The 12,583-nt window shown below is 43.0% G+C and carries 14 protein-coding genes; 13 read left to right on the top strand and 1 reads right to left on the bottom strand.

Going from position 1 to position 12,583, the window contains the following annotated elements; all coding sequences use genetic code 11:
* The first annotated feature begins 81 nt into the window (after positions 1-81).
* Positions 82-1,128, top strand: a complete 1,047-nt coding sequence (locus H4683_RS03215) for a SepM family pheromone-processing serine protease (RefSeq protein WP_192597385.1) — start codon at positions 82-84, stop codon at positions 1,126-1,128.
* A gap of 9 nt (positions 1,129-1,137) precedes the next feature.
* On the opposite strand, the gene H4683_RS03210 is transcribed toward H4683_RS03215, so the two are convergent.
* Positions 1,138-2,367 carry a nucleotidyltransferase gene (locus tag H4683_RS03210; RefSeq protein WP_338062382.1) on the bottom strand — a complete coding sequence of 410 codons (1,230 nt, stop codon included), beginning with the start codon at positions 2,365-2,367 and terminating at the stop codon, positions 1,138-1,140.
* 118 nt (positions 2,368-2,485) lie between these two features.
* Between H4683_RS03210 and H4683_RS03205 the strand changes: the two genes are divergently transcribed.
* The 12 genes from H4683_RS03205 (at position 2,486) to ftsL (ending at position 12,551) form a co-directional block, all read left to right on the top strand.
* Positions 2,486-3,019 carry a YceD family protein gene (locus H4683_RS03205; RefSeq protein ID WP_192597383.1) on the top strand — a complete coding sequence of 178 codons (534 nt, stop codon included), beginning with the start codon at positions 2,486-2,488 and terminating at the stop codon, positions 3,017-3,019.
* Between the two features lie 23 nt (positions 3,020-3,042).
* Positions 3,043-3,216 (top strand): 50S ribosomal protein L32, encoded by a 174-nt coding sequence (gene rpmF / locus H4683_RS03200; protein WP_192597382.1) that lies wholly within the window; start codon positions 3,043-3,045, stop codon positions 3,214-3,216.
* 134 nt (positions 3,217-3,350) lie between these two features.
* Positions 3,351-4,112: an enoyl-CoA hydratase/isomerase family protein gene (locus H4683_RS03195; protein ID WP_192597381.1), complete on the top strand. Its 762-nt coding sequence runs from the start codon at positions 3,351-3,353 to the stop codon at positions 4,110-4,112.
* A 96-nt stretch (positions 4,113-4,208) separates the two neighbouring features.
* Positions 4,209-5,570 (top strand): acetyl-CoA carboxylase biotin carboxylase subunit, encoded by a 1,362-nt coding sequence (locus H4683_RS03190; protein WP_192597380.1) that lies wholly within the window; start codon positions 4,209-4,211, stop codon positions 5,568-5,570.
* Entirely contained in the window at positions 5,567-5,782 is a 216-nt protein-coding gene (locus tag H4683_RS03185; RefSeq protein WP_192597379.1) for a biotin/lipoyl-containing protein, read from the top strand. Before H4683_RS03190 ends, H4683_RS03185 begins: the two co-directional genes overlap by 4 nt.
* 36 nt (positions 5,783-5,818) lie before the next feature.
* Positions 5,819-7,369 carry an acyl-CoA carboxylase subunit beta gene (locus H4683_RS03180; protein ID WP_192597378.1) on the top strand — a complete coding sequence of 517 codons (1,551 nt, stop codon included), beginning with the start codon at positions 5,819-5,821 and terminating at the stop codon, positions 7,367-7,369.
* 62 nt (positions 7,370-7,431) lie between these two features.
* Positions 7,432-8,334 carry a 2-dehydropantoate 2-reductase gene (locus tag H4683_RS03175; protein WP_192597377.1) on the top strand — a complete coding sequence of 301 codons (903 nt, stop codon included), beginning with the start codon at positions 7,432-7,434 and terminating at the stop codon, positions 8,332-8,334.
* On the top strand, positions 8,331-8,720 hold the full coding sequence (locus H4683_RS03170) for a DUF3397 family protein (protein ID WP_192597376.1): 390 nt from the start codon (positions 8,331-8,333) through the stop codon (positions 8,718-8,720). The genes H4683_RS03175 and H4683_RS03170 overlap by 4 nt, the downstream gene beginning before the upstream one ends.
* Before the next feature lie 102 nt (positions 8,721-8,822).
* A complete protein-coding gene (gene bshC, locus H4683_RS03165) occupies positions 8,823-10,439 on the top strand; it encodes a bacillithiol biosynthesis cysteine-adding enzyme BshC (protein WP_192597375.1) in 1,617 nt (538 codons plus the stop codon).
* A gap of 303 nt (positions 10,440-10,742) precedes the next feature.
* Complete coding sequence (mraZ, locus tag H4683_RS03160; RefSeq protein WP_192597374.1) at positions 10,743-11,174, top strand: division/cell wall cluster transcriptional repressor MraZ; 432 nt, start codon at positions 10,743-10,745, stop codon at positions 11,172-11,174.
* 45 nt (positions 11,175-11,219) lie between these two features.
* Entirely contained in the window at positions 11,220-12,152 is a 933-nt protein-coding gene (rsmH, locus tag H4683_RS03155; protein WP_192597468.1) for a 16S rRNA (cytosine(1402)-N(4))-methyltransferase RsmH, read from the top strand.
* Positions 12,153-12,179: 27 nt separating this feature from the next.
* Positions 12,180-12,551, top strand: a complete 372-nt coding sequence (gene ftsL, locus H4683_RS03150) for a cell division protein FtsL (protein WP_192597373.1) — start codon at positions 12,180-12,182, stop codon at positions 12,549-12,551.
* Positions 12,552-12,583 lie beyond the last annotated feature (32 nt).

Here is a 12,583-nt window from a genome sequence, read left to right as displayed (position 1 = left end):
CCTTTGTCAGTCATTTTCTTCGGTGCTACACTTATATACTATGTAAAGAAAGTACAGGCTATTAACGGAGGTGCATCAAATATGAAAAAGAAACAACTTGGCGTGATTGGCATTGTACTCGTTGTTATGGCCATTCTGGTTCTTTACCCGATAGATGCCTATGTATCTAAACCGGGAGGCGCTTATAATCTCGCACCACTCGTCACAGTGATTGGTGGAGATCAGGATGATAATGGCGCATTCAGTCTCATGACGGTTTCTGTTGCAAAAGCGACGCCGTTATCGTATATTTTTGCAAAGTTATCCGATGAGAAGAAAATTCTTCCAGTGGGTAATGTAAGGAGGCCAGGGGAAGATGATAAAGAGTACAATGTCCGTCAAAAGAAACTCATGACAGGTTCACAGTTCAGTGCGATTACAGTTGCTTTTGATAAAGTAGGGATTCCTGTTGATATCCAATTTGACGGAGTCTTTGTCATGATGGTTCTTGAAGGAGGAGCTGCGGACGGCAAATTGGAAGTCGGGGATAAAATTCGATCGATTGACGGAGTGCCTCTCAAAAAATCCGGTCAGTTCTATACCCTCATCGGCGATAAAAAGGTAGGGGATGATGTGGAAATTTCATTGGAAAGGGACGATAAGTCGCTTGATGTTAGACTAACTTTGAAAGAAATTCCGGATAGTGATGGACGTGCAGGACTAGGTGTCCGATTTGAAGAGGATAAAACACTCATAACGAAGCCTGAAGTAGATTTTAAATTGTCTGATATAGGAGGGCCTTCTGCGGGTCTGATGTTTACGCTTGAAATTATGAACCAGTTGCTTGATGAAGATATTTCTAAAGGGTATAACATAGCCGGAACTGGAGAAATGTTGGAAGATGGGACTGTTGGACGGATCGGAGGAGCTGACTTCAAAGTGATTGCTGCTTCACGCGAGGGAGTGGAAATTTTCTTTGCACCTGATGACGACTTGCCTGATGAAGTGCGGGCAGCGAACCCGGGTATTTTAACAAACTATGAAGAAGCGGTGAAAATGGCGAAAAAAATAGACACGACAATGAAAATCGTGCCTGTGAAGACGGTTGATGATGCACTTGACTATTTGGCAACGTTGAAAGAAAAGTGATAATTGTCGTCATTTAATGATAATCGGTGGTGTATCGTAATCGGTTCCAATCTGGGAACGGAAGGCCTCATTCCCGATGCCGAGTGCATACAAATCTGATGCAAGAATATCCATCTCTAGAGAAGGATCCGAAAAGGCGGCTGCTTTGCTTACAAGAGGCAGCTTCAGCCTTTTTTTATTTTCGTTCAAATAATTTTTTCCTGCCTGCGACATACCAAGTAGACGTAAATAAGATGGCGTTGTCATGCAGTTACGCTTATCATACGTGAAGCCGGTGAAAATATGTGTGAGCATTCGCTGAATGCGCGTCCATGTATATCTTTTAGATTTCACCTCGCGCATGAAACTTTCGAACGTTCCGTTGTTGGCAGCCGCTCGGTAAAATAAATTCTCGATTCCCTCTGTGATATCGGCGATTGATCGCAGTCGTTCGGGACCATCTCTCAGGATTATGAAACGAAGTTGGGGATAGAATGTAGCCCAGCTTCCGAATGATTGCCGTTCCGATTGCCATTGAAGGAGAATTTCCCGTGTTGAATCGGGGATGAAGCTTGCAACAGTATTGAGTGCATCCGATTCGAAAAAAGATTTCCTGATACCGGTCGCGCTGGCAATTCGGTTTCCCTCTACTACGTCATCATGATAACGTGCGACAATACGTGGGATTGTGACGGGTTCTATAGTAGAACCGATTTTCTGTGCTGCTTCCATGTAGTGGAATCCTAAAATATTATTTGGCATGGAAAGATCGGCAATACTGCCCTTCGTATTTGCGGAATCTACTGTTGACAAATAGGCCTCATTCAAGGCTTTTGGGTAGCTTAGACCACGTCCGACAGCTTCTTTTACGATTTCCTCATATACATCTCCTGCCTGTTGGATAAGGTGGAGGCTCCTTTTGAACGGTTCGAGATTACCGTCTTCGCTCCCGAAACAAAATGTGCTGCAATGGGCCGCATCTAGCAATCGAATGGCCCCTTGCGCGAAATTCGGTGCATTCGCTGTTGCAAATGCGTAAGGGAGTTCGAAAACGATGTCAACAGCGCTTTCTAAGGCCATTCTTGCCCGACTCCATTTATTGACGAAGGCGGGTTCGCCACGTTGTAGGAAATTCCCACTCATGACGGCGATTATGACATCTGCTTGCGTCGTATGCTTTGCTTGTAATGCATGGTATAGATGGCCGTTGTGAAATGGATTATATTCGACGATTATCCCTACCGCTTTCAAAGCCGTCACTCCTTTGCTATAATGTAAATAGATTATATCCTATGCCGCATCTAGAGTGACAAGAAAATATCTTGACATCCCTTTTCGCCCATTATATAATCAACATTGTTGTCTTGAGGTGATAGACATGAAATGGTCCATCCATCAATTGCAGAGATACAGGCAAGGTGCGATGCCGCTTGACGAAGCTGTCGACCTTGAATCCGTTAAAAAACGGAATCCGGAAATCCGGAATATTACGCCTGTCCAAGTGACCGGAAGTTGTACAATCGGCTCGAAGACATTAACGTGCCGATTCCGGCTTGAAGGTATACTGACCCTGCCTTGTTCCCGTACATGGGAGGACGTCCAATTGCCTTTTTCCATCGAATCTGATGAACAATTCAGTTGGGATGAAGAGGTTCTTGCGACCGACGACGAAATCCGCCCTGTTGTGGGAGAGATAATCGATCCAACCCCTGTCTTTGAGGAGCTCGTCCTCCTTGAAGTGCCGCTTCAGATTTTTAGCGAAAATGCTGATGAAATGAAGCAGGCTGAAGGAAAAGGTTGGTCATATGCGACCGACGAGGAATACAATGCCCGGCTTCGTGAGGAACGGGAAACGACAGTGGATCCAAGACTTGCCGATTTGGCAAAGTTTTTTGAATCCAAGGACGAATAGGCGAACGTAAGGAGGTGCCCCAGATGGCTGTACCAAAAAGAAGAACATCCAAAACAGTTAAAAACAAGCGCCGTACGCATTATAAATTGCAAGTACCGGGAATGACTACTTGTACTAACTGTGGCGAAATCAAGTTGGCCCACCGCATTTGTAAAGCATGCGGACATTACAAAGGAAAAGAAGTTATAGGCGAATAAACATGATTTGCCTATGAATTGAGCGTTTGAAAAGAAGGTTTTCCATCTTTTTGAATAACCTCATGTAAGGCTACCGCGAGACCATGGCTCCCGGTAGCCTTTTTCTATACGTATATACATAAGGAGTGAATGGTATGTCACATATCATTGAAATCAAAAACGGGATTGCGATATTCACAATTGATCGCCCTGAGAGAATGAATGCAGTCAATGATGCCGTCATGGATGGACTTGCAGAATTTCTTGACCAAGTCGAAGATAATCTAGATGTTGCATATACGGTTATTACGGGTGCAGGTAATCGTGCCTTCTGTGCTGGGGGGGATTTATCCGAATTCCATAGTATGCGTACAGCGGATGAGGCTTTACCAATGTTAAGCAAAATGTCGGGTCTTTTGTACAGGTTGGCAACCCTGCCGATGCCTACGATAGCCTTAGTAAATGGGATAGCTGTGGGTGGTGGATGTGAGATTGCAACTGCTTGTGATTATCGTGTTATTTCGGACCAAGCGAATGCAGGATTCATCCAAGCGACACTTGCGATTACGACTGGTTGGGGTGGAGCTACCCTGCTGTTTGAAAAACACGGAAAGCATGACCGGGTATTTCGCTTTCTTTCTGAAGCCGAAGTGCATACGGCGGAGAAATTGCTCGAAGTTGAATGGGCAACAGAAATTTATGATGGCACTGCTGAACAAGGTCTTGAGCGATTTCTATCCAAAATGTCTCGCATCCATCCATCGGTTCATAGGGCTTACAAGACAATCGCTATCCGCAAATGGACAGCCGATTTCATGCGCGACCGGATGCTTGAGGAATCGCGTCAATGTGCACGTCTTTGGGAACAAGAAGCACATCATGAAGTGGTCGAACGGTTCTTATCGAAAAGAAGTTAAAATTTTTTTCCATACAAAGGTTGAAAACGGTTTCATTTATCGTTTAAACTAAAAGGGGAAGGGAAAGTTCACAATCAAACATTTAGGGGGATTACGATGGATAAAATAGTGATAGCGAATCGTGGGGAAATCGCTCTTAGAATTATGAAGACTTGTAAACGCCTCGGAATAGGGACTGTCGCGGTCTATTCGGAAGCGGATGTGGATATGCCATTCGTGAAAGAAGCGGACGAAGCGTTCCTGCTTGGACCTGCACAGGTCCAACAATCCTATTTAAAAGCAGACGCTATTATAGACATAGCGATTCGTACCGGTGCAGACGCAATACATCCTGGCTACGGGTTGCTGTCGGAAAATGCGGATTTTGCTCGAAAAATACAAGCAGCGGGAATTCGATTCATCGGACCGGAAGCGGACACTATTGTTAAGATGGGGGATAAGATTGCTTCACGTGTGACGATGCAAGCGGCAGGGGTGCCGGTGGTTTCGGGTACTGATGAAGGAATTGCATCTTTGGAGGAAGCGATACTTGAGGCGACTGAAATTGGCTATCCGATTATGTTGAAGGCGAGTGCTGGGGGCGGCGGGATTGGTATGGTGCGTTGTGATAATGAGCAAGCACTCAGTCAACATTTTCAATCCGTCAAAACGCGTGCAAAAGCTTATTTCGGTGATGATGTCGTTTTCCTTGAAAAATTCATAACAAATGCGCGCCATATAGAAGTTCAAATTTTTGGTGATAGTTTTGGAAATGTAGTTCATTTATTCGAACGAAACTGCTCGGTACAAAGGCGAAATCAGAAAGTGATTGAAGAATCGCCTTCACCAAATTTACCAGAAAAAGCAAAAAAGCGTCTTCATCAAGCGGCGGTCGATGCAGCGAAAGCAGTTTCTTATAAGAATGCAGGAACAGTAGAATTCATTGTGGATGAAAACAATGAGTTCTACTTTCTTGAAATGAACACAAGACTTCAAGTCGAACATCCAGTGACGGAAGAAGTAACGGGGTACGATTTGGTGGAATGGCAAATCGAAGTTGCGGATGGTAAGGAACTTCCAGTGAAGAATCAGGAAGATATCAAGTTAAGTGGCCACGCAATTGAATTCCGTATTTATGCAGAACATCCGGTCACATTCATGCCTTCACCGGGAACAATCGTGAAACTAGACTGGGGGAATACGGATGGGGTCCGTATCGATACGGGCTATGTTGAAGGTGGGAAAGTGACGCCGTTTTATGATCCGCTAATTTCTAAAGTGATTGTCCACGCAGCGACCAGAGAAGCAGCAATCCAACAATCGAAGGCATTCCTTTCAAAAGTTGAAATCGATGGTCTGAAAACAAACCTACCACTATTCAATAAATTTCTAAGTTCTGAAACGTTCACTATAGGTGACTATACAACGGCAGTATTACCAATTTGGTTGGAAAAACAAAAGGAGAGTGTGGAAAAATGACACCAGTAAAATCAACAATGGCGGGTACAGTATTCACGGTAAATGTAACAGAAGGAGAAGAAGTGGTAGTAGGGCAAGTCGTCATAGTGCTCGAATCCATGAAGATGGAGATACCGATTGAAGCGGAAACGGCTGGGAAAGTATCAGCCATTAACGTAGCAGTCGGCGATTTCGTCAATGAAGAGGATGACCTAGTAATAATCGAGGCTTAATGGGGAATTGAACGGGTCAATGAAAGGGGTATTTGAATGACTAATAAAACTGAACAAATGACTTATAATGAAAAGCTGGAAACAAAATTGCAGGAAATCTTTGCAGGTGGACATCCAAAATATCACGAAAAACAGAAAGAACAAAGTAAGCTATTTGTCCGTGATCGACTCCAACTGTTATTTGACGATGGAGAATACACGGAAGACGGTAGGTTTGCGAACTGTGAAGCGGGGGATTTGCCAGCAGATGGCGTTGTCACTGCGATGGGGAAAGTGAACGGCCAAACTGTTTGTGTCATGGCGAATGATTCGACCGTTAAAGCGGGTTCTTGGGGAGCCCGAACGGTCGAGAAAATAATCCGTATCCAGGAAATCGCTGAAAAGAATCGTGTACCAATGTTGTATCTCGTTGATTCGGCGGGTGCTCGTATTACAGATCAGCTAGCCATGTTCCCGAATCGACGCGGGGCAGGAAAAATATTCCATAATCAGGTAAGGTTATCTGGTTTCATCCCGCAAATCTGTATTCTTTTCGGTCCTTCTGCTGCGGGTGGTGCATATATACCAGCCTTTTGTGATATTGTCATCATGGTTGATGGGAATGCATCCATGTATCTGGGTTCACCACGTATGGCTGAAAAAGTGATTGGGGAAAAAGTGACACTTGAAGAAATGGGTGGCGCTCATATGCACTGTTCAGTCAGTGGTTGTGGCGATGTACTTGCGGTAAATGAGCAAGAGGCCATTGCGGAAGCGCGCCGTTATCTCGCGTATTTTCCAGCGAACTTCACGGAAAAACCTGCATTGAAAGAAAAAGTTGAGGCGAAAGCTGGACGTACGCTTGAAGCAATCATTCCTGAAAATCAAAACGCACCATTCGATATGTATGAAGCAATTGATGCATTGATTGATGAAGATAGTTTTTTCGACATCAAGAAATTATTCGCAACAGAAATTATCACGGGACTAGCACGAATCGAAGGGCAGCCTGTCGGCATCATCGCTAATCAGCCGAAAGCGAAAGGTGGCGTTTTGTTTGTCGATTCGGCAGACAAAGCGACAAAATTCATCAATCTTTGTGACGCGTTCTCAATTCCTCTGTTATTCCTTGCGGATGTACCGGGCTTCATGATTGGAACGAAAGTGGAACGTGCAGGCATCATCCGCCACGGTGCGAAACTAATTATGGCGATGAGTTCCGCGACTGTGCCGAAAATTTCTGTTGTTGTTCGTAAGGCATATGGTGCAGGTCTTTACGCAATGGCTGGACCGGCATTTGAACCAGATGTCTGTATTGCATTACCAACTGCACAAATTGCGGTTATGGGACCGGAAGCTGCGGTAAATGCCGTCTATTCGAATAAAATAGAAGCGATTCAAGATCCAAAAGAAAAGCTGGCGTTTGTAATGGAAAAACATAAGGAATATAAAGAACAGATTGACATTTATAAGTTGGCATCTGAACTTATTATCGATGAAATAGTAGCACCGTCTAGTTTGAGGGGAGTCCTGGCGGAACGTTTCCGTTTCTATAGTACAAAAGATATTCCGCAACCACCAAGAAAACATCCGGTCTATCCTGTATAATCATGTCAATGACCAAAAGGTCCACTTAAGTGGGCTTTTTGGATTGGGAGAAGGGGATATGTATGGAGGTAGTCATTGCTGGGGCTGGTTCAATCGGTTTGCTAATTGGGTCATACTTGTCGGAGGTGGGGATGAATGTGACTTTTTATGTTAGAAGGGAAGAACAAGCGGAACTGCTTCACGTAGAGGGCGTTTGCCGCATTAATCAAGACGGCTCAGAGGGCGTATTCTATGCGAATGCGACAACAAAAATAGAAGATACGTCTCTTGAAGCCCTTTGGATTGCGGCAGTCAAATATGCAGGATTACGTGAACTCCTTTCAGATATGAAAAAAGTGCATGAAACTCATCCTGTCTTATTTGTTCAAAATGGAATTGGTCATATAGAACTTGTCCATGGAACGACATTACTAGACATCGCTTTCGCAACGGTAGAACACGGGGCACAAAGGATAGATGATCGTACAGTCAAGCATAACGGGGTAGGGATGATTACAATTGCGGCTGCACGAGGAGATGGAAGGTTGTTCGAACGCATCGGACAAGCGAATTCGAAGTCGTTTCCAATTACATTCCATTCTGATTCAGAACAGATTCTTATGAGGAAAGTGCTCATCAATTGCATGATTAATCCATTGACTGCTATTCTTGGAATTAAAAATGGAGATCTATTGACAGATGAGTATTGTCTCCTGCTTTTCAATTGTTTGTATGATGAACTCACGGCGGCTTTTCCGGAAATACGGTCATCACTTCCCTATGAGGCAGTGGAAGACGTATGTAGGAGGACTGCGTGTAATCAATCATCGATGTTGGCAGATCGATTAGCAGGCCGTCCGATGGAAATAGAAACGATTGTTAGCGCCATCATTCGAAAAGCGAACGGGAGAGAAAAATCGTTACCACTCCTAACAACACTTGAGACAATGCTCTATGCCCTTGATGGAAAAGGAGTAGGATTATGAATGGGGCGATCGTTGTTTTATTTGGGATTATCATTTTGTGTCCGTTCATTGTGACAATATCTTTCCTTATCTTAATGAGGATAAGGGGGCAAGCACCTGCATCGGTCATTGGACTTGCGGCTGATGTAACAACACCTTTGTTGTTCATTTCGGTTTCCATCGTGGCATATACGATATTCGGTGAGGGGACAGTTGTCTATATAGCTGGGATTGCAATCATGATTGCAATCATCTATACAATTGTTGAAAGGATTAAAGTTAAAGAATTTCGCATTGTACGGATGCTAAGGAAAACATGGCGAATTTACTTTCTTATTTTATCGGTTTCATACCTTCTCTTACTTTTAGGTGGAGTTTTATTAAAAATCATCGAATATGTAAATTGAATCTGTAGAACTTCGTGGAGGCATCTTAAGCGTATTTTTTTAATCCTGTGATTAGAAATGCTATACTTTGTTCAAACCGATCATTATAAAGGGGTATGAATGATGGAATTGGAAGTATTGTCACTTCAAGAGAAAAATAAAGTGATGCAAGCGTACAATGATGATAAGGATTTCTTACATACTTTTTTTGATTATGAAAATCAAGAAAGCTCCTATCCTGAGAGGCTAAAGGAGCTTGCAAGTCGTATATATGAAAGACGTCAGCTCGCAGAAATGATTCATTCATTCATGGAACCGTTCGGAATTTCTGAGAAGGCGAATAAACATATTGTGGAATTATCGGAAGATGCAGTTGCGATTGTAGGAGGCCAACAAGCGGGTATATTGACCGGACCATTATATTCCATACATAAAGCAATAACGGTTATTTTGTTGGCAAAAAAACAACGTCAGGCACTCGGTGTTCCTGTTATTCCCGTATTTTGGGTTGCCGGAGAAGATCATGATTTGAATGAAATCAATCACGTTTACACGGAAATAGATGGCAGACAGGTAAAGAGCCAATACCGTGAAAAATTCGTATTGAAGCTAATGGCTTCAGACGCGGTATACGATAAAGAGCAGATGGCATCGTTCGTTAAAAATATTTTCGCAGATTTCGGTGAAACTGCGTATACGAAAAATGTGTTGGATGAAGTACTTAGCGCAGTAGAGAGAGAAACTACATTCACAAATTTTTTCGTTCGACTTATGAATGGATTATTCGAAGAGGAAGGTTTATTGTTCATCGATTCAGCATTTAAACCGTTACGGGAGCTTGAAGCGGACTACTTTGGTCAATTCATCGCAGAATCCGAAACCATTGCACAATTGATTTTCGATAAAGAAAAACGATTTGCGCAGCTCGGATTCGGTGATCCGATGGGGGTTGAAATAGACGCTGCAAATCTGTTTTATGTTCATGAAACAGGGCGGGTTCTCCTGTCAAGAGAAAATGGATATTTCGTCAATGGTAGTACAGGTATCCAGTTTTCTAAAGCTGATATGCACCGGATCGCCAAAGACGAACCATGGCTTCTGAGCAATAACGTGGCTACAAGACCGCTTATGCAGGATATGGTATTGCCGGTACTGGCATTTGTTGGAGGGCCAGGGGAGATTGCCTATTGGGCCTTGTTGAAAGAAGCATTTCATCATCTTGGTATGAAAATGCCGATTATTGTTCCCCGAATGTCAATGACTTTGATCACCCCTCAAGTAAAACGTGCACTGGAAAGTAAATCGTTTACTGTTGGGGATGTGATGTCTGGGAAAGTAGATGCTGCCCGAAAGCAATTCATCGAAAGTTTACATGAGAAACGTATTGACTTGATTTTGGATGAAACTAGGGAAATGCTGAATATACAGTATAAAAAAATCGCTGGACTTGTTGAGAAGCAGGGGGGTAAGATGCAAGGATTGCTTGACAAAAATCTTCACAACCATTCAAAACAACTTAATTATATGAAAGAAAAGTCAGAAGAAGCACTCCTGTTGAAACATAATGCAACTCTTCGTGCGTTTGGATTACTTGAAGGTGAGTTGTTTCCAGAAGGTGGTTTACAAGAACGAGTTTATACACCCTATACGTATTTTAACGGTTATGGACCGACACTCATCAGTGATCTCCTTGAGTTGCCGTTTGAAATGGATGGAACACATAAAATAATTTACCTTTAACCTACTAGGGTAGAAGTCTCTTTCCTCGAAATCTAAATGATTTAGGTTGGAGAAGAATGTTTTCTTTCATAAGGATAACTCTTCGGACACTCTTGCAAGCACAGTTGTGCAGGTAAGAGTTTTTCCATTATTTTTCCAGAATGACACTCGTCCGATTACATGTTCTAATTTTTTTTTGCTCGAAGCTCCTTGAAAAGAGTTCTATTTACCTATTTTTGAGCGGAATCGGGTGGAATATTTAAAAAATAGTGGAGGATTGTGGGGGGATGTGGTACATTAAGTTCATATCGTGGGGTGAAGAGTATGTTCATGGGCGAATATCACCATACTGTCGATACAAAAGGTCGCTTAATTGTTCCTTCGAAATTTCGGGAACATCTAGGGGATAGTTTCATATTGACGCGTGGTCTAGACAACTGTCTCTTTGGTTACCCGATGGATGAATGGCAACGTCTCGAAGAAAAGCTTAAAACTTTGCCTGTGACGAAAAAAGATGCCCGCGCATTCACCCGTTTTTTCTTTTCTGGTGCTACAGAAGTGGAACTCGATAAGCAGGGTCGCATCAATATCCCATCTTCATTGCTTTATTACGCAAAGGTTGAAAAAGACTGTGTCATACTCGGTGTTTCGGGTCGTATCGAAATCTGGTCCAAACCATTATGGGATACCTATTATGATGAATCTGAACAATCGTTCAATGAAATTGCAGAAAACATTATCGATTTTGATTTCTAAAAAAGGTTGTTAAAAAATAAGAAGCACTGAAAGAGGGCGGTTTCAATATTCAACCATACAACGGTATTACTCCATGAAGCCGTCGAAGGATTAGCTATAAAAGGCGATGGCTTATATGTCGACTGCACGCTTGGAGGAGCCGGTCACAGTAAAGAAATAGCAAAGCGTTTATCACCTAAAGGCAGACTCATCTGTTTCGATCAGGATTTGACTGCAATCGAAGTTGCAAAAGAACGGTTGGAGGAATACCTTCCACAAGTGACGTTTGTTCATTCGAATTTCAGGAATTTGAAATCTGAGTTAGAGAAAATTGGACTATCATCGGTGGATGGAATCCTTTATGATTTGGGCGTTTCATCACCGCAACTAGATACACCTGAGCGAGGGTTCAGCTATAATCATGATGCGCCGCTCGATATGCGAATGGATATGAGTGCCCCACTGACTGCTCATGATGTAGTCAATGATTGGTCATATGAAGATCTTGTGCGCATCTTTTTCCGTTACGGGGAAGAGAAATTCTCAAAAAGGATTGCACGTAAAATTGAGGATGCACGTCAACAAGCACCCATTCAAACGACTGCTGAGCTAGCTGAACTAGTTAAATCGGGTATTCCAGCAGCTGCAAGAAGGACTGGAGGACACCCTGCAAAAAGGGTTTTTCAAGCAATTCGAATTGCGGTGAATGATGAACTCGGAGCTGCAGAGGAGTCGCTGACAGAAGCGATTACGTTGCTTAATCCTGGTGGCCGTTTAAGTGTCATTACGTTTCACTCCCTAGAAGATCGGTTATGCAAGACGATTTTCAAGGAAGCTTCATCTTACCCAGATTTGCCGCCTAATTTACCAATGATCCCAGAAGGCATGGAGCCTATTATGAAGCTCGTAACAAGAAAACCAATTATACCAGGTGAAAAAGAGATAGAAGAGAATAAGCGGGCGAGATCCGCGAAACTCAGGATAGCTGAAAGAAAGTGAAAGTGAAAGGGAAAGGGGAATTGTTGAATGGCGCTTGAACAGAGAAAATACCAGACGACTTTCGTACGCGAGATTGAAATACCAGAAGTACCAAAAAAACAACCTCAAATTCGTCCTTACCGAAAAGTTTTTTCAGTCGGGGAAAAGGTCCTATTCGTGCTATTTTCAACAATTCTCGTCTTTTTCTCAACTTTGATTTTACAAACACAAGCTCAAATTAATGACGCGAACAGGGCAGTTGAGATGGTCGGCAACGAAATTACGGAAATGGGAAAACAGAATATGGAATTGTCCAATCAAGTAAAGCAAAGATCAACATATGATGCGATTTGGAAGAAAGCTAAAGAACTCGGCTTGAATCTGAACGATAGCAACGTAAAGGTCGTGCCAGGACGATGAAAAAGAAATTTCGATTCCAATGGGGAGCCTTT

The organism is Sporosarcina limicola (assembly GCF_014873855.1).
GTDB classification, from domain to species: Bacteria; Bacillota; Bacilli; order Bacillales_A; family Planococcaceae; genus Sporosarcina; species Sporosarcina limicola.
This window is presented reverse-complemented; position numbering and strand designations above follow the sequence as displayed.